Below are 16805 nucleotides of genomic sequence, written 5' to 3'. Positions count from 1 at the left end.
ACCGTCACACAAGCTTCATGTAATCTCATTAACAGCATCGCCAGACACTGAAAACCCGAAGGAGAACAACAGTGATCTCTAACATTTCTCGACTTCTGTCGCTTTCTACTGCGATGATCGTGGCTTCGACCGCGATTGCCGCCGCCGAGCCGAGCGCTGAACTTATCGCCGCCGCCAAAAAGGAAGGCAGCCTGACGACGATCGCTCTGCCGCACAGCTGGTGCGGCTATGGCGACGTCATTGCCGGCTTCAAGGCCAAGTACGGCCTCGAGGTCAACGAACTGAACCCGGATGCAAGTTCGGGCGACGAAATCGAAGCCATCAAGGCCAACAAGGGCAACACCGGCCCGCAGGCTCCTGACGTCATCGACGTCGGCCTCTCTTTCGGCCCGTCCGCCAAGAAAGACGGCCTGATCCAGCCTTATAAGGTCTCCACCTGGGATTCCATTCCTGACAGCGCCAAGGATGCTGAAGGCTACTGGTACGGCGACTATTACGGCGTTCTCGCGCTCCTGGTGAACAAGGATCTCGTCAAGGAATCGCCGACTGACTGGGCCGACCTGAAGAAGAGCGACTATGCAAACAGCGTCGCCCTCGCAGGCGATCCGCGCAGCGCCAACCAGGCTGTCCAGGGCGTCTATGCCGCTGGTCTTTCCGCATCCGGCGGCGACGCGGCCAAGGCAGGCGAAGAAGGCCTGAAGTTCTTCGCCGAACTGAACAAGAGCGGCAATTTCGTGCCGGTCGTCGGCAAGGCTGCTCCCTTCGCGCAGGGCTCCACGCCGATCGTCATCGCCTGGGACTACAACGCCCTCTCGTGGGGCGAAGGCCTGAAGGGCAATCCTCCCTTCGAGGTCGTCGTTCCGAAGACCGGCGTCGTTGCCGGTGTCTACGTTCAGGCGATTTCCGCCTTCGCTCCGCACCCGAACGCTGCCAAGCTCTGGATGGAATACCTCTATTCCGACGAAGGTCAGCTCGGCTGGCTGAAGGGCTATTGCCACCCGATCCGCTTCAACGATCTTGCCAAGAACAACAAGATCCCGAAGGAACTGCTCGACAAGCTGCCGCCGGCAGCAGCCTATGAAAAGGCTGTGTTCCCGACGCTGGAAGAGCAGGCCGCCGGCAAGGAAACCATCACCAAGAACTGGGATTCCGTCGTCGGCGCCAACGTTCAGTAACTTTGATCCTGCCTCCCCGCCGCAAGGCGGGGAGGTTTTCTCACTCCGACGCCCCAGGATGAGCTTTTCCATGAGCACCGTTTCAACGCCGATGGCGAGCAGTGCCCCCTTGATCAACAAAGACCGCGTGATCGACTGGCTGGGCATCACACCCTTCATTATTTTCTCCCTGCTATTCCTGATCATGCCCACGCTTTATCTCGTGGTGGGCGCGTTCCTGACGCCCGAGGGCGATTTCACGCTGAAGAATATCGGCGATCTTTTTACGCCATCGATCATGAGCGCTTACTGGATCAGTATCCGTATCTCGGTCGCCTCCGCCCTCGGCGGCGCGTTGATCGGCTTTTTCCTTGCCTGGGCCGTCGTGCTTGGCGGCCTGCCCGCCTCCGTGCGCTCGACACTGCTGACCTTCTCCGGCGTCGCCTCGAATTTTGCCGGCGTTCCGCTCGCCTTCGCCTTCCTCGCAACGCTCGGCCGCACCGGCCTTGTGACGATTTTCCTGCGGGAATGGTTCGGCTTCAATCTCTACGGCACTGGCTTTAATCTGCTGTCCTTCTTCGGCCTCACCATCACCTACATGTATTTCCAGATCCCGCTGATGGTGCTGATTCTGACGCCGGCCCTCGACGGTATGAAGAAGGAATGGCGCGAAGCCTCGCAGATTCTTGGCGCCACCAACCGCCAGTACTGGACGATGGTCGCGCTGCCGATCCTTTGGCCGAGCCTGCTCGGCACGACGCTACTGCTATTCGCCAACGCTTTCGGCGCCATTGCCACCGCTTTCGCGCTGACCGGCAGCTCGCTGAACATCGTGCCGATCCTGCTCTATGCGCAGATCCGCGGCGACGTTCTGCACAATGCCAACCTCGGTTACGCCATCGCGCTCGGCATGATCGTCATCACCGGCGTCTCCAACGTCCTTTACCTCATGCTGCGCATGCGCGCAGAACGGTGGCAGAAATGAAAGCTCAACGTCTCGGAGCCTGGATCGCCATCATTCTCGGCGCGTCCTACTTCATCATCCCGCTGATCGGCACAATCGAGTTTTCGCTGCGCATGCGCCGTGGCGAATACAGCCTCGATGCTTATGAGTCGGTATTCTCCGACATTCAGTTCCGGGAGACCTTCGGCTATTCCATGCTGATGGCGTTGCTCACCATCGTCTTCGGCATGCTGCTCGTCGTGCCGACGGCCTATTGGGTGCGGCTGCGGCTGCCGCAGATGCGTCCGGTCGTCGAATTCATCACGTTGCTGCCGCTTGTCATTCCGGCGATCGTCATCGTCTTCGGATATCTCAGGATGTATAATTCTTCGTCCTACCTGCCGCTGACGGGTTCGACGACCGGCACCAACATCCTGCTGGTCTTCTCCTATATAACCCTGTCCCTGCCTTATATGTACCGCGCCGTCGATACCGCCATGCGCGCCATCGACGTCCGCACCCTGACGGAAGCGGCCGAAAGCCTCGGCGCCCGATGGACGACCATCATGTTCAAATGCATTTTCCCAAACGTCATGAGCGGCGTTCTCTCAGGCGCCTTCATCACGCTCGCGATCGTCATGGGCGAATTCACCTTTGCCGCACTTCTGAACCGTCCGGCCTTCGGCCCCTACCTGCAGCTCGTTGGCGCCAACAAGGCCTATGAGCCTTCGGCGCTTGCCGTCATCGCCTTCTCGATCACCTGGCTCAGCATGGGCCTGCTCAACATCGTTTCCCGCGTCGGCAAAGCCCGCCCGGCAAAGGCTTAAGGTATCTGGCTCATGTCTTTTCTCACGCTGAACAACATTCAAAAATCCTTCGGCCCGGTTCAGGTCGTCAAGAACTTCAACATGAACATCGAGAAGGGTGAGTTCGTCTCATTCCTCGGTCCGTCGGGCTGCGGCAAGACGACCGTTCTGCGCATGATCGCCGGCTTCGAAACGCCAACCGGCGGCACGCTGACCATCAATGGCAAGGACCAAAGCGCGCTGAAGCCGAACCAGCGCAATATCGGCATGGTGTTCCAGGCCTACGCGCTCTTCCCCAACATGACGGTACACGACAATGTCGCCTTCGGTCTCAAGGTCGCCGGCGCCCCGAAGCCTGAGATCGACGCCCGCGTCAAGGAAATGCTCGGCCTGATCAAGCTCGATCACCTGGCCGACCGCTTCCCCTATCAACTGTCGGGCGGCCAGCAGCAGCGTGTCGCCCTTGCCCGCGCGCTCGCCGTCAAGCCGCAGGTGCTGCTTCTCGACGAGCCGCTCTCCGCACTCGACGCCAAGATCCGCGTGTCGCTGCGCGAAGAAATCCGCCAGATCCAGCAGCAGCTCGGCATCACCACGGTCTTCGTCACCCATGATCAGGAAGAAGCCCTTTCGATCTCCGACCGCATCGTCGTCATGAATGCCGGCAAGGCCGACCAGATCGGTTCGCCTTTCGAGATCTACAATACGCCGGCAACGCGCTTCGTCGCCTCCTTCGTCGGCACGCTGAACCTCATCGAGGCCAAGGTCGTCGATCCCGACAGCAACCGCATCCAGATCGGTGATCAAGGCATAACGCTGAAACAGTCGGTCGCCGCCCACAAGGCCGGCGAAACCATTTCGCTGGCGCTGCGTCCGGAAGCCGGCTCGCTCTCCGACAGCGTCAAGAGCGACACGGCGCTGACCGGCCAGGTCGTCTCGGCCCACTTCCTGGGATCGGTCATCCGTACCCGCATGAATGTCGGCGGCAACGTCATCTCCTTCGACATGTTCAACAGCCCGGGCACCACCCCGCCGCAGGCCGGCGAAACGGTAACCCTGCGCTTCATGGCAGCCGACCTGCTGATCATCCGCGACTGATTTCGCCAATACTGCTGAGACAAAAGGCGCCGCGAAACGGCGCCTTTTTCATTTCAGCTCGTCCGAGCCGTCAGCAATCGTGATGCAGCCATCACCACAAAGCACTTGAACTCCCCCAGCTGGATGCCAGAAGTTGAGCAAACCAAATCAGCCGGGCAGCCTTCCGCCCAGCATCACACCTGATGGGATATTTCAATGATTACCTGCCACCTGCGTTATGTGATCGATCCCTACAAGCTAGCCGAATTCGAGGAATATGCCCGGCTCTGGATTCCGATCGTCAACAGGATGGGCGGCACGCATCACGGTTATTTCCTGCCGTCCGAAGGCGCCAATAATATTGCCGTTGCGCTGTTTTCCTTCCCGAGCCTTGCCGCTTACGAGGACTATCGCACCCGTATGGCAAGCGATCCGGAATGTCAGGCGGCTTTTGAGCTCGACAAACGCAACCGCAGTATCGTCAGCTATGAACGCAGCTTCATGCGGCCCGTGCTCGCTGATCGAACCGCGCACGACGGGAAATGAAAAACCCCGCCAGGCTGGCTGGCGGGACTTTTTCGTTCAGTCATGCGCTTAGCGGATCGCCTGATCGTCTACATCGAAACGATGCACGTGCGCTTGGTCCGGCGTTGCATAGACGATCTCATCCGGCTCATACTGGTGCTCGCCGAAAAGACGCGCCGTCAACAGGCCGCACTGGTCGGATTCCAGATAGATGATCGTGTCGGCGCCGAGATGCTCGACATGCACGACCTTCGCAGCCCAAGTCCCCTGTTCACGCGACAACGTCAAATGTTCGGGACGCACGCCGATCGTCTTGGCGCTATGATCGCCGACCTTCTCGGCCGCGATGAAATTCATCTGCGGCGAGCCGATGAAGCCGGCAACGAAAACATTGGCCGGTCGTTTGTAGAGTTCCATCGGCGAACCGATCTGCTCGATTGCGCCGGCATTCAGCACCACGATCTTGTCGGCGAGCGTCATCGCCTCGACCTGGTCGTGGGTGACATAGATCATCGTCGCCTTCAGGCTGCGGTGCAGCCGGGCGATTTCGAGGCGGGTCTGGACGCGTAGCGCCGCATCGAGGTTCGACAGCGGCTCATCGAACAGGAAGAGTTCCGGTTCGCGCACGATGGCGCGGCCGATGGCGACGCGCTGGCGCTGGCCACCGGAGAGCTCGGCCGGCCGCCGCGCCAGATAGGGTTCCAGCGAGAGCATGCCGGATGCCTTGCCGACACGCTTGTCGATCTCATCCTTGGCGGTGCCGGCCTGCTTGAGACCGAGCCCCATATTGTCCTTGACCGTCAGATGCGGATAAAGCGCGTAGGACTGAAACACCATGGCGATGCCGCGCTTGGCCGGTGGCGTCAGGGTCTCATCGCGGCCATTGATGACGACGGCGCCTGAGGTGACGTCTTCGAGGCCCGCGATGCTGCGCAGCAGCGTCGATTTCCCGCAGCCCGACGGCCCGACGAAGATGACGAATTCGCCGTCCTTGACCTCGAGGTCGATGCCTTTCAGCACCTCATGCGTGCCATAGGTCTTGCGGATGGATTTGAGTTGAAGCGATCCCACGGGTCTTTCCTTATAATCTGACCGGCTGGCCGGTGCGCACGCTCTCGTCGGCGGCAAGGCAGATGCGCAGCGACGCCACCGCATCCGCCATATGGCGGTCGAGGTCCAGATCCTCGCGGATCGCCCTCAGCATAAAGGCCTGTTCCAGGTCGCAGAGCGCCTGATGACCGGGCTCTCCTTCCATTGTCATGTCCTGGTCGGGCCGGATGAATTTGCCGTCCGGGCCGGTTTCGGCCGTGTGCAGACGGATCACCGAGGTCTTGGTGTGCGTGTCGATATCGTCGGACTTGGCGTTCGGATCCATGACGATCGACACGGCACCCTTCGGCGACATCACATCTTTCACGAAGAAGGCAGTTTCCGAGATCATCGGTCCCCAGCCGGCCTCGTACCAGCCGACGGAGCCATCCTCGAACAGCACCTGCAGGTGACCGTAATTATACATATCGGCGGCAATTTCCTCCGACAGGTGCAGGCCCATGCCGCGCACCTCGACGGCCCTGGCGTCGGTGATCTGGCACATGATATCGACATAATGCACGCCGCAATCGACGATCGGCGAGGTCGTGCGCATCAGCGACTTATGCGTCGCCCAGGTCGGGCCGCTGGACTGCTGGTTGAGGTTCATGCGGAAGACGTAAGGCGGGCCGAGCTTGCGCGCCTCTTCGATCAGCTTCGTCCAGGAAGGGTGATGGCGAAGGATATAGCCGATCACCAGCTTGCGCCCTGCCTTCCTGGCCGCAGTGACGACGCGCTCGGCGTCTGCGACCGTTGTCGCCAGCGGCTTTTCCACGAAGACATCGCAGCCGGCCTCGAAGGCGGCGACAGCATAATCGGCATGGCTGTCGGAATAGGTATTGATGGAGCAGAGGTCCGGCTTCAGCTCGGCCAGCGCCGTCGTGAAGTCGGGATGGATCGTGTAGCCCTGCAGCTCAGGCTCCAATTGCGGCGTCGAGCGGTTGACGAGACCGACGATCTCGAAGCCGGGATTGTTGTGATAGGCGAGCGCATGGCTGCGGCCCATATTGCCGAGGCCGGCAACGAGGACGCGGATCGGTTTCTCGGTCACTTGACGGCTCCTGACGTGATGCCGCGGATCAGCTGCCGCGAGAAGATGACGTAGAGGACGAGGATCGGCAGGATCGCCAGCGACAGCGCCGCCAGCACCGCATTCCAGTTGGTGACGAACTGGCCGATGAAGATCTGCGAGCCGAGCGTCACCGTCTTGGTGGCCTCGGAGGGTGCCAGGATCAGCGGGAACCAGAGATCGTTCCAGATCGGGATCATCGTGAAGACCGCAACCGTCGCCATGGCCGGGCGCACCAGCGGCAGCACCAGCCGGAAGAAGATCGCATATTCGGAAAGCCCGTCGATGCGCCCGGCATTCTTCAGATCGTCCGAAACCGTGCGCATGAATTCCGACAGGATGAAGATCGCCAGCGGTATGCCCTGCGCGGTGTAGACGAGGATCAGCGCCGTTAGCGTATTGACGAGGCCGGCCGCCACCATGCCCTGCAGGATCGCCACCGTGCCGAGACGGATCGGGATCATGATGCCGATCGCCATGTAGAGCCCGAGCAGCATATTGCCGCGGAAACGGTATTCGGAAAGCGCAAAGGCCGCCATGGCGCCGAACAGCAGCACCAGCAGGATCGAGACGATCGTAACGATGAAGCTGTTCTGGAAGTAGTTGGCAAAATCGCCCTGCCCGAGCACCGTCTGATAGCCGACGAGGCTGAAGGTAGACGGCGTCGGGATCATCAGCGGCTCGCGGAAGATCGAGGCGCGGTCCTTGAACGAGTTGATGATGGTTAGAAAGACCGGAAACAGCGCGACCAGCGTATAGGCGCTCAGCGCCAGATGCACGAGGCCGGTGCGGATGGGAGATGTGCGTGCCTTGGACATGCGCGCTCCTCAGAACTGGTAGCGACGCATGCGCCGCTGGATGACGAAGAGATAAAGCGAGACGCCGGCGAGGATGATGAGGAACATCACCGTGGCGATCGTCGCGCCCATCGAGCGGTCGCCGAGCTGAAGCTGGAAACCGAAGAAGGTGCGGTAAAGCAGCGTGCCGAGAATGTCGGTCGACATGTCAGGCCCGGCAAGAGCGCCCTGCACGGTATAGACCAGGTCGAACGCGTTGAAATTGCCGACGAAGGTCAGGATCGAGATGATGCCGATCGCCGGCAGGATGAGCGGCAGCTTGATTTTCCAGAACTGGGCCCAGCCGGTGATGCCGTCGCATTCGGCCGCCTCGATCACCTCTTCGGGGATGCTGAGCAATGCGGCATAGATCAGCATCATCGGAATGCCGATATATTGCCAGTTCGAGATCAGCGACACCGCAATCAGCGCCGAACCGGACTTGCCGAGCCAAGGTGCGAACAGGAATTTCAACCCGATCAGATCGAGCATCCAGGGCGCCACACCCCAGATCGGCGAAAGGATGAGCTTCCAGATGAAGCCGACGATGACGAAGGAGAGCAGAGTCGGCAGGAACATCGCCGTGCGGTAAAAGGCGACGCCGCGCAGCTTCGGCACCGAAAGCAGGGCGGCAAGCGCCACGCCGATCGGGTTCTGCACGCACATGTGGATGGCAAAGAAGATCAGGTTGTTGACCAGCGCATTCCAGAAATCGCGCGCCCAGCGAGCATCGCCGAACAGCACCTTGAAATTCGCCAGTCCGACGAAGGCCGGCTGCCCGTCGACCGTATTGTAGAGCGACAACCGAAGTGTTTCGATGAGCGGCAGCACCATGACGGCGGAATAGACGATCAGGGCCGGCAGCATGAAGACGAAGATGTGCCAGCGCACCGGGCGCCTGATCGGGACGATATCGACCGTGTTGTCGGTTTCGCTCATGGCTCTTGCCTGTTCTTGTCGACTGGCCGCAAGGCGCAGCGCAGATGGAAAACATTGCGCCTCACCCCTGCCTTCTCTCCGGCTGCGGGGAGAAGGAACTGCCCTGCTTTGATGCCATGTCGGGCTGGGAGGTCGCTGCGAGTCTCCTTCTCCCCTGAAGCGGGAGAAGGTGGCCGGCAGGCCGAATGAGGGGGCGGCAAACGCCGCCCTCTCACACGCTATCACTTGGCCGGCTTGTACCAGCTGTCGATGCCGTCCTGCAGCTTCTTGGCGGCGACCGCAGGCGTATCCGTGCCGTTGATCACGTTGGCCGATTCGACCCAGGTCTCGTTTTCGAGGTTCGGCGTGCCACGCGACAGGATCTGGTAGGTCGAGCGCACAGTCGACTTGTACGGGCCGCGCCAGGAAACGAATTCCTGAGCGAGCGGATCGGACATCTTGACCGGGGTGGAGTTCAGGCTGAAGAAGCCTGGCAGCGAGTTGGCATAGATATCGGCGAACTCCGGCGAAGCGACCCAGCTGAGGAACTTCTTGGCTTCCTCGGCATGGGTGCTCTTTGCGTTAAGCGCGACGCCGATATCCGGATGGTCGGAGATGTAGCCCGTGTCGCCTGCCTTCGGAACCGGCGGCGGGAAAGCGCCCATCTTGAACTGGGCCTGGCTGTTGAACAGCGCGATTTCCCACGAACCGGCCGGATAGATGGCTGCACGGCCGAGCGTGAACAGGTTCTGACTGTCGGAGTAGGTCTGGGCTTCGAAACCGTCGCCGAGATAGGGCTTCCACTTGGCAAGCTCTTCATAGGGCTTGACCCAGTCGGCATCGGTCAGCTTTTGCTTGCCGGCGATCAGGGCGGCGCGGCCGTCCTCACCCTTCCAGTAGTTCGGGCCGATGTTCTGGTAGCCCATGGTAGCGGCTTCCCAGAGGTCCTTCGTGCCCATGGCGAGCGGGATGTAGGTGCCGTCGGCCTTGATCTTGTCGAGCGCTGCGTAGAACTCGTCCTGCGTCTTCGGCACGGAGATGCCGAGCTTGTCGAAGGCATCCTTGTTGTAGATGAAGCCGTGGATGACCGAAGCCATCGGCACGCAGAAGGTCGACTTGCCGTCGTCCGTGCTCCAGGCGGCCTTGGCGACCGGCGAGAAATTCTCCATGCCAGGCAGGCTGGTGATGTCGGCGAGCTGCTTCTTGTTGAAGAGTTCGAGCGAGGCATCGAACGGACGGCAGGTGATGATATCACCTGCGGAGCCGGCATCGAGCTTGGCGTTCAGCGAGGCGTTGTATTCGGTCGGCGCGGTCGGCGAGAAGACGATCTTGATGCCCGGGTTCTTGGCTTCGAAGGCCGGGATGATCTTTTCCTGCCAGATCTGCAAGTCGTCGTTACGCCAGCTTTCGACCGTCAGCGTGACGTCGGCGGCGTGGACGAGACCCGCTGAAGTCAGCAGACTGGAGGCAAGCAGCAGGCTTTTCAGAGCAGTGTTTTTCATTTCCCTCTCCTGTTTTAAAGCGCCGCGAGGCGCTGTTTTCGATCTGAAACAAGCAATTGGTGTGTCTGAGGCAACACCCAACGCCCCTTGGAGGACCGCCAGCAATGCCGGTCCCGAAAGCTCGACGGACACGAGGGCGGATCGCCTGCGGCCGGACTGCGCGCCTTCCCGGCGGCTACACCGAGGGCGGCGAAATGATGGGGAAAGCCGATGGATTCCTGAACTTCGCCACAAGCCCGATAGGCCGGCGGGTCGTCATCTCGATCACCTTCGTAGCGGTTCCGGCTTGGCTTAACTGCCGGTTTTCGTGGGCTTCGAAGTGCTGTTCCCTTTTGCCGAATTAATGCCAAAAAAATACCAATTGTCCAGCCGAAATTAACTTTTCGGCCTGATAAAACTAATTAAAAAATTTAATTAAGCAAAATCAATATGATAAAAAGATTGATTTTTCACGTCATTCCCACTTGGTAAATGGTATTTTTTTGGTATTGTATTAAAAAACATAGGGAACGGCATATTCGGAGGCCCGATGACGGAGCTTGCAATCGGCATAGACGGCGGCGGAACGAGCTGCCGGGCCGCAGTCGCGGACAGGAGCGGCAACATCATCGGCCGCGGCAAAGCCGGCCCTGCCAACATCCTGTCGGATCTGGAAAACTCTCTTCTCAATATCGTTGAATCCGCCCGGCAGGCGCTCCGCGATGCCGGGCTTGCCGCTGAAACCATTTCCTCCGTCGCAGCCGTCGTCGGCGTCGCCGGCGCCAATGTCGGGGATTATGGTAGACGAATCGAAAAGGCCCTGCCCTTTGCCGAAGGCCGCGTCGTCACCGATGCGCTGATCGCCCTGCAGGGCGCGCTCGGCGATGCCGACGGCATCGTCGGCGCTTTCGGCACCGGCTCGGTTTATAATGCCCGTAGGCATGGCCGGCTGAACGGCATCGGCGGCTGGGGTTTCGTTGTCGGCGACCAGGCAAGCGGTGCCCGCCTCGGTCGCGACCTGCTGGAACGATCGCTGCTCGCCCATGACGGGGTGCGCCCGGCATCGCCGATCACCGACGCGGTCATGACCGAATACGACAATGATCCCGAGCGCATCGTCGAATTCGCCCATTCGGCAAGACCGAAGGATTTTGCCCGTTACGCCCCCACCGTCTTCGAACATGCGGCTAAGGGCGATGCCGTGGCAGTCGGCATCGTCACGGATGCGGCAACGGCGATCGGCGAAAGTCTCGAAGCTCTGCTCTGGCCCGAATGCCCATCGATCTGCCTGCTCGGCGGTCTTGCTGAAGCTTATGAGCCGTGGCTTTCCGAACGCTACAGGCCTTTGCTTGCCAGACCGAAAGGCGATGCCTTGCAGGGCGCGGTGGAACTTGCGATCAAGCTCTTGAACGACAGGCAGAGAGGTGCGGCATGACCGACGACCTCGCCACCCTCCTTTCCCTGGAGCGCCTGCAGGCAGCCGGCACAGGTCCGCTCTACGTCAAGCTGCGCCGCACGCTCGAAGGAGCCGTGCGCACCGGCACGCTCGGCCACGGCGATGCGCTGCCGCCGGAACGCGACATCGCCGAATTCGCCGCCGTCAGCCGCGTCACCGTGCGCAAGGCGATCGACGAACTCGTCGCCGACGGCCTATTGGTGCGCCGTCACGGTTCCGGCACCTTCGTCGCCAAGCCGGTCTCCAAGGTCGAGCAGCGCCTGTCGCAACTCACCTCCTTCACCGAGGACATGGCGCGCCGTGGTATGTCCTCCCGCTCCGAATGGCTGCACAAAGGCGTCCACACCCCCTCGCCCGACGAGATGATGATCCTTGGCCTCGGTACCGACGTTAAGGTTTCGCGCCTTTCCCGCCTGCGCATTGCCGACGACCAGCCGCTGGCGATCGAGAATGCCAGCGTCTCCGGCGAATTCCTGCCCGATCCCTCAGCCGTCACCAATTCGCTCTATGCCGAGCTCGAACGCCTTCAGGTCCGACCCGTGCGCGCGGTGCAGCGCATCTCGGCGACCAATATGAAGGAAGCCGACGCCCAGCTTCTTGGCGTCTCCGCGGGTGCGGCCGGCCTGTCGATCGAGCGTATCTCCTATCTGGGCTCCGGCCGCGCCGTGGAATTCACCCGCTCGCTCTATCGTGGCGACGCCTATGACTTTGTCGCGGAGCTGACGATCGCGGTGACGTAAGCCCTACCAGAAGCGGGCGATCCAAAGCTGATTTCCGACAAGATCATCGAAGATCGCATCGGCGGAGATAAGCGGTATCCCATTCTGCATGGCGGTCGCAGCAAGAAACCGGTCGAACGGATCGCGATGTGTCCAGTCCATCATGGCTGCGGTCAGACAGATTTCCGGTGTCAATGCAGCGGCAATGCCACCCTGCTCGTGCAGCAGTTCCGGCAGCCGGCCGATGAAAGGCTCCATCTCCGGCCATTTGCAGAGACGAACCTTCTGCCCGATTTCGAATAGGGATATTGGGCTGACGAAAATCGTCTCCGCCTTTTCGATCAGAGCGATCGCCTTGGCCGAGAGCCGCTCGTCGCCGGTCAGCGACCATGCCCAGGCATGGGTGTCGAGCAAGAGCGAGTTCACTCGCCCCCTTCCCAAGCCGCAAGTTCGCCCTGATCTATGGGCTCAAAAAAGTCGGGTCCATTTCCAACAACTTGCCCCTTGAGCAGCCCGATCTTGAAGGAAGACTGCACAATCGGAATGATCTTCACGACAGGCTTGCGCCCCTTGGCGATCACTACTTCCTCACCGGAAAGGGCGGCGTCGATCAATTTCGACAGATTGGTCTTTGCGGCATGGATGGTAACTTGCATCGTCGCCCTCATTAGCTAACTTGACTAAGTATACCGCCTCATCGTCAATTCCGCTATCAAATTCAACCAGCCTGAATGCGGGTAATTATTGAGCCGCATCAAAATCATAAAGCCGGAAGGTGAATCCCTTCCGGCTTTTCATTTATTGAATCAATCTCTGAGGACGCCGCCCTAAGCGACCGTGAAGACTCGGCAATCAGGCCGCGTCTTCGATCTGCTCGTCCGTCTTGCGCGGCACGTAGTTCAGCACCGGTCCGAGCCAGCGCTCGACTTCAGAAACCTGCATGCCCTTGCGGGCCGCATAGTCTTCCACCTGATCGCGCTCCACCTTGGCGACACCGAAATAATAGGAGTCGGGATGGCCGATATAGAGGCCGGAGACCGAGGAGCCGGGCCACATCGCATAGCTTTCCGTCAGCTTCACACCGGCCGCTTTTTCAGCATCGAGCAGCTTGAAGAGTGTTGCCTTTTCGGTGTGGTCGGGCTGGGCGGGATAACCGGGCGCCGGGCGAATGCCGGCATAGGCTTCGGTGATGAGGTCCTCTTTGCTGAGCGTCTCGTCCTTGGCATAACCCCAGTATTCGCGTCGCACCTGCTCGTGCATGCGCTCGGCAAAAGCTTCGGCGAAGCGGTCGGCCAGCGCCTTGACGAGGATCGAGGAATAATCGTCGTTCGCCCGCGCAAAACGCTCGGCGATGGCAATTTCCTCGATGCCGGCCGTCACCACGAACCCGCCGACATAGTCCTCGACACCGCTTGAAACCGGCGCCACGAAGTCGGAGAGCGCCACGTTCGGCCGCCCGTCCCGCTTGGAAAGCTGCTGGCGCAATGTGTAGAAGGTGGCCAGTTCATGCTTACGGTTCTCGTCCGTGAATAGCCGGATATCGTCGCCGACCGCGCCGGCCGGCCAGAAGCCGATGACGGCGCGCGGGCGGAACCACTTCTCGTCGATGATCTTCTTCAGCATGGCCTGCGCATCGGCCCAGAGCGCACGCGCCGCCTCGCCCTGCTTCTCGTCGTCCAGAATGGCGGGGTACCGGCCGCGCAGCTCCCAGGTCTGGAAGAACGGCGTCCAGTCGATATATTTGGCAAGCTCGGCCAGATCGTAATCCTCGAACACCCGTGTGCCGAAGAATTGCGGCTTCACCGGCCGGTAGGCAGACCAATCGACCTTATGCGCATTCTCTCGAGCCCGCGGCAACGGCAAGCGCACCTTCTCAGCCTCGCTGCGCGCATGGGCGGCCGCCACCTTGGCATATTCGGCGCGAATGTCGTCGACATAACCTTGGCGGCTCTCCGGTGACAGCAGAGCCGAGACGACGCCGACGGCGCGGCTCGCATCAGTCACGTAGATCGTCTGCCCCTTGTTGTAGCCGGGATGGATCTTCACGGCCGTATGCACGCGGCTGGTCGTTGCCCCGCCGATCAGCAGCGGGATCTCGAAGCCCTGGCGCTCCATCTCGGCGGCAACATGCACCATTTCGTCGAGCGACGGCGTGATCAAGCCGGAGAGGCCGATGACGTCGACCTTCTCGGCAATGGCCGTTTCGAGGATCTTCGTCGCCGGCACCATGACGCCGAGGTCGACGATCTCGTAATTGTTGCAGGCAAGCACGACGCCGACGATGTTCTTGCCGATATCGTGCACGTCGCCCTTGACCGTCGCCATCAGGATCTTGCCGGCCGACCGACGCTGGTCACCGCCGTTGAGGCGCTTTTCTTCTTCCATGTAGGGCAGCAGCACGGCGACCGCTTGCTTCATCACGCGCGCCGACTTGACCACCTGCGGCAGGAACATCTTGCCCGAGCCGAAGAGATCACCGACGACGTTCATGCCGGCCATCAGAGGTCCTTCGATGACGTGCAGCGGCCGGGCGGCCTGCAGGCGCGCCTCCTCGGTATCGGCCTCGATATATTCGGTGATGCCGTTGACCAGCGCATGTTCGAGACGCTTCTCGACGCTCCATTCGCGCCAGGAAAGATCCTGGACGCGGCCTTCGCGTGCAGCGCCGCCACGGAATTTCTCCGCCACTTCGAGCAGCCGCTCGGTACCATCGGGACGGCGGTTCAGCACCACGTCCTCGCAGGCGTCGCGCAGCTCGGGATCGATATTGTCGTAGACGGCAAGCTGGCCGGCATTGACGATGCCCATGTCCATGCCCGCCTGGATGGCGTGGTAGAGGAACACGGCATGCATTGCCTCGCGCACCGGCTCGTTGCCGCGGAACGAGAAGGACAGGTTCGAGACGCCGCCCGAAATGTGTACCAGCGGCATGCGCTCACGGATCGTCCGCGTCGCCTCGATGAAGTCGACGCCGTAGTTGTTGTGCTCTTCGATGCCGGTCGCGACCGCGAAGATGTTCGGGTCGAAAATGATGTCCTCGGGCGGGTAGCCGATCTTCTCGGTCAGCAGCTTGTAGGCGCGTGTGCAGATATCCACCTTGCGCTCATAGCTGTCCGCCTGCCCCGTTTCGTCGAAGGCCATGACGACGACAGCAGCGCCGTAATTGTGCAACAGCCGAGCCTGGGCGAGGAAATTCTCCTCGCCTTCCTTCAGCGAGATCGAGTTGACGATCGGCTTGCCCTGGACGCGCTTCAGGCCGGATTCGATGATCGAGAATTTCGACGAGTCGATCATGACAGGCACACGGGCGATGTCAGGCTCGGCGGCGATCAGGTTGAGGAATTCGACCATCGCCTTTTCGGAATCGATCAGGCCTTCGTCCATGTTGATGTCGATCACCTGCGCGCCGTTCTCGACCTGGTCGCGGGCGACATCGAGCGCTGCGGTGAAATCGGCGTTGGTGATCAGTTTGCGGAAGCGGGCCGAGCCGGTGACGTTGGTGCGCTCGCCGACATTGACGAAGGGAATGTCCTTCGTCAGTTCGAACGGCTCGAGGCCCGATAGCGACATGAAGGGGCGATGCTCGGGAATCGGCCGTGGCTTGTATTTGGCGACGGTCTCGGCGATCGCCTTGATATGCTCCGGCGTCGAGCCGCAGCAGCCGCCAACGATGTTGACGAGGCCCTCGCGAGCAAAGCCGTCGATCTGCGCCGCCATCAGCTCCGGCGTTTCGTCATACTGGCCAAACTCGTTCGGCAGGCCGGCATTCGGATAGGCGCAGATGAAGGTGTCGGCAACACCCGAAAGCTCCTGCAGGTGCGGGCGCATCGCATTGGCGCCGAGCGCGCAGTTGAGCCCGATCGTGAAGGGATTGGCATGGCGCACCGAGTTCCAGAAGGCCGACGGCGTCTGGCCGGACAGCGTGCGGCCGGAAAGATCGGTAATCGTGCCCGAGATCATCACGGGCAGGCGCACGCCCTTGGCCTCGAAGCGCTCCTCGCAGGCAAAGATCGCAGCCTTGGCGTTCAGCGTGTCGAAGATCGTCTCGATGAGGATGATGTCGGCGCCCCCGTCGATCAGCCCGTCGATCTGCTCGCCATAGGCCGAACGCAGATCGTCGAAGGTGACGGCGCGGAAACCAGGATTGTTGACGTCGGGCGAGATCGAGGCGGTACGGTTGGTCGGCCCGATGGCGCCGGCGACGAAGCGGCGGCGGCCATCCTCACGCTCGGCGCGCTGTGCCGCCCGGCGCACGATTTCGGCACCTTCCTTGTTGAGGTCGTAGACAGCACCTTCCATCTCGTAATCGGCCTGCGCGATGCGGGTCGAGGAGAAGGTGTTGGTCTCGAGAATATCGGCGCCGGCCTTGGCGTATCTGTAGTGGATCTCTTCGATCGCGTCCGGCTGGGTCAGGATCAGAAGGTCGTTATTGCCCTTCTGGTGACAGGCGCAGCCGATGAAGCGCGTCCCGCGGAACTGGTCTTCATCATAGCCGAGCCCCTGGATCTGCGTGCCCATGGCACCGTCCAAAACAAGGATGCGTTCGCTCGCGGCTTGTCTCAAAGCTGCGAAAACTTCACTGCCGTCACGTTTGCCCGTTTCCGGACCAAAGAGATTGTCAAACACGGGAGGGCTCCTTGACGTCGTAAGACCAGACTTCCAAATCACATAAAGATATCTTTATGTCAATATATGCCTGTCGATTTCGTGCTTTGCAAATCTCGCCGGATGACAG

At 60.8% G+C, this 16805-nt stretch carries 15 protein-coding genes; 7 read left to right on the top strand and 8 right to left on the bottom strand.

The features are described from left to right. Positions 1 to 71 precede the first annotated feature (71 nt). The 5 genes from GR198_RS29825 (at position 72) to GR198_RS29805 (ending at position 4523) form a co-directional block, all read left to right on the top strand. Positions 72 to 1175, top strand: coding sequence for an ABC transporter substrate-binding protein (locus tag GR198_RS29825; RefSeq protein ID WP_011652839.1), 1104 nt, complete (start codon positions 72 to 74; stop codon positions 1173 to 1175). A 70-nt stretch (positions 1176 to 1245) separates the two neighbouring features. After that, positions 1246 to 2139 (top strand): ABC transporter permease, encoded by an 894-nt coding sequence (locus GR198_RS29820; RefSeq protein WP_017961344.1) that lies wholly within the window; start codon positions 1246 to 1248, stop codon positions 2137 to 2139. Next, positions 2136 to 2924: an ABC transporter permease gene (locus GR198_RS29815; RefSeq protein ID WP_026158775.1), complete on the top strand. Its 789-nt coding sequence runs from the start codon at positions 2136 to 2138 to the stop codon at positions 2922 to 2924. Before GR198_RS29820 ends, GR198_RS29815 begins: the two co-directional genes overlap by 4 nt. Before the next feature lie 12 nt (positions 2925 to 2936). Then, positions 2937 to 3998 carry an ABC transporter ATP-binding protein gene (locus GR198_RS29810; RefSeq protein WP_164026608.1) on the top strand — a complete coding sequence of 354 codons (1062 nt, stop codon included), beginning with the start codon at positions 2937 to 2939 and terminating at the stop codon, positions 3996 to 3998. 195 nt (positions 3999 to 4193) lie between these two features. Beyond that, positions 4194 to 4523 carry an NIPSNAP family protein gene (locus GR198_RS29805; protein WP_029873384.1) on the top strand — a complete coding sequence of 110 codons (330 nt, stop codon included), beginning with the start codon at positions 4194 to 4196 and terminating at the stop codon, positions 4521 to 4523. 48 nt (positions 4524 to 4571) lie between these two features. Here the strand turns inward: GR198_RS29805 and GR198_RS29800 are convergent, their stop codons facing one another. The 5 genes from GR198_RS29800 to GR198_RS29780 all read right to left on the bottom strand — a co-directional run bounded on the left by GR198_RS29800 (position 4572) and on the right by GR198_RS29780 (position 9916). Then, positions 4572 to 5573, bottom strand: coding sequence for an ABC transporter ATP-binding protein (locus tag GR198_RS29800; protein ID WP_017988986.1), 1002 nt, complete (start codon positions 5571 to 5573; stop codon positions 4572 to 4574). 10 nt (positions 5574 to 5583) lie between these two features. Continuing rightward, a complete protein-coding gene (locus GR198_RS29795; protein WP_164070110.1) occupies positions 5584 to 6642 on the bottom strand; it encodes a Gfo/Idh/MocA family protein in 1059 nt (352 codons plus the stop codon). Next, the gene (locus GR198_RS29790; protein ID WP_029873382.1) at positions 6639 to 7478 is read right to left on the bottom strand and encodes a carbohydrate ABC transporter permease; all 840 of its coding nucleotides are present in this window, start codon (positions 7476 to 7478) and stop codon (positions 6639 to 6641) included. Before GR198_RS29790 ends, GR198_RS29795 begins: the two co-directional genes overlap by 4 nt. A gap of 9 nt (positions 7479 to 7487) precedes the next feature. Further along, positions 7488 to 8435, bottom strand: a complete 948-nt coding sequence (locus GR198_RS29785; RefSeq protein WP_011652846.1) for a carbohydrate ABC transporter permease — start codon at positions 8433 to 8435, stop codon at positions 7488 to 7490. Positions 8436 to 8656: 221 nt separating this feature from the next. After that, a complete protein-coding gene (locus GR198_RS29780) occupies positions 8657 to 9916 on the bottom strand; it encodes an ABC transporter substrate-binding protein (protein WP_029873381.1) in 1260 nt (419 codons plus the stop codon). Positions 9917 to 10445: 529 nt separating this feature from the next. On the opposite strand from GR198_RS29780, the gene GR198_RS29775 reads away from it, so the two are divergent. Further along, a complete protein-coding gene (locus GR198_RS29775) occupies positions 10446 to 11330 on the top strand; it encodes an N-acetylglucosamine kinase (protein WP_029873380.1) in 885 nt (294 codons plus the stop codon). Continuing rightward, positions 11327 to 12091 (top strand): GntR family transcriptional regulator, encoded by a 765-nt coding sequence (locus GR198_RS29770; RefSeq protein WP_020050885.1) that lies wholly within the window; start codon positions 11327 to 11329, stop codon positions 12089 to 12091. Before GR198_RS29775 ends, GR198_RS29770 begins: the two co-directional genes overlap by 4 nt. 3 nt (positions 12092 to 12094) lie before the next feature. On the opposite strand, the gene GR198_RS29765 is transcribed toward GR198_RS29770, so the two are convergent. The 3 genes from GR198_RS29765 to metH all read right to left on the bottom strand — a co-directional run bounded on the left by GR198_RS29765 (position 12095) and on the right by metH (position 16696). After that, on the bottom strand, positions 12095 to 12496 hold the full coding sequence (locus GR198_RS29765) for a type II toxin-antitoxin system VapC family toxin (RefSeq protein ID WP_029873379.1): 402 nt from the start codon (positions 12494 to 12496) through the stop codon (positions 12095 to 12097). Continuing rightward, complete coding sequence (locus tag GR198_RS29760; protein ID WP_003541516.1) at positions 12493 to 12726, bottom strand: type II toxin-antitoxin system Phd/YefM family antitoxin; 234 nt, start codon at positions 12724 to 12726, stop codon at positions 12493 to 12495. Before GR198_RS29760 ends, GR198_RS29765 begins: the two co-directional genes overlap by 4 nt. A gap of 196 nt (positions 12727 to 12922) precedes the next feature. Further along, positions 12923 to 16696, bottom strand: a complete 3774-nt coding sequence (gene metH / locus GR198_RS29755; RefSeq protein WP_029873378.1) for a methionine synthase — start codon at positions 16694 to 16696, stop codon at positions 12923 to 12925. Between the last annotated feature and the right edge of the window lie 109 nt (positions 16697 to 16805).

Source organism: Rhizobium leguminosarum (assembly GCF_010668065.1).
GTDB lineage: Bacteria > Pseudomonadota > Alphaproteobacteria > Rhizobiales > Rhizobiaceae > Rhizobium > Rhizobium leguminosarum_S.
This window is presented reverse-complemented; position numbering and strand designations above follow the sequence as displayed.

Bases quoted from the DNA above. Each gene is read 5' to 3' on its own strand.
- GR198_RS29820 (WP_017961344.1), top strand. From the start codon at position 1,246: ATGAGCACCGTTTCAACGCCGATGGCGAGCAGTGCCCCCTTGATCAAC.
- GR198_RS29815 (WP_026158775.1), top strand. From the start codon at position 2,136: ATGAAAGCTCAACGTCTCGGAGCCTGGATCGCCATCATTCTCGGCGCG.
- GR198_RS29810 (WP_164026608.1), top strand. From the start codon at position 2,937: ATGTCTTTTCTCACGCTGAACAACATTCAAAAATCCTTCGGCCCGGTT.
- GR198_RS29805 (WP_029873384.1), top strand. From the start codon at position 4,194: ATGATTACCTGCCACCTGCGTTATGTGATCGATCCCTACAAGCTAGCC.
- GR198_RS29790 (WP_029873382.1), bottom strand. From the start codon at position 7,478: ATGTCCAAGGCACGCACATCTCCCATCCGCACCGGCCTCGTGCATCTG.
- GR198_RS29785 (WP_011652846.1), bottom strand. From the start codon at position 8,435: ATGAGCGAAACCGACAACACGGTCGATATCGTCCCGATCAGGCGCCCG.
- GR198_RS29780 (WP_029873381.1), bottom strand. From the start codon at position 9,916: ATGAAAAACACTGCTCTGAAAAGCCTGCTGCTTGCCTCCAGTCTGCTG.
- GR198_RS29775 (WP_029873380.1), top strand. From the start codon at position 10,446: ATGACGGAGCTTGCAATCGGCATAGACGGCGGCGGAACGAGCTGCCGG.
- GR198_RS29770 (WP_020050885.1), top strand. From the start codon at position 11,327: ATGACCGACGACCTCGCCACCCTCCTTTCCCTGGAGCGCCTGCAGGCA.
- GR198_RS29760 (WP_003541516.1), bottom strand. From the start codon at position 12,726: ATGCAAGTTACCATCCATGCCGCAAAGACCAATCTGTCGAAATTGATC.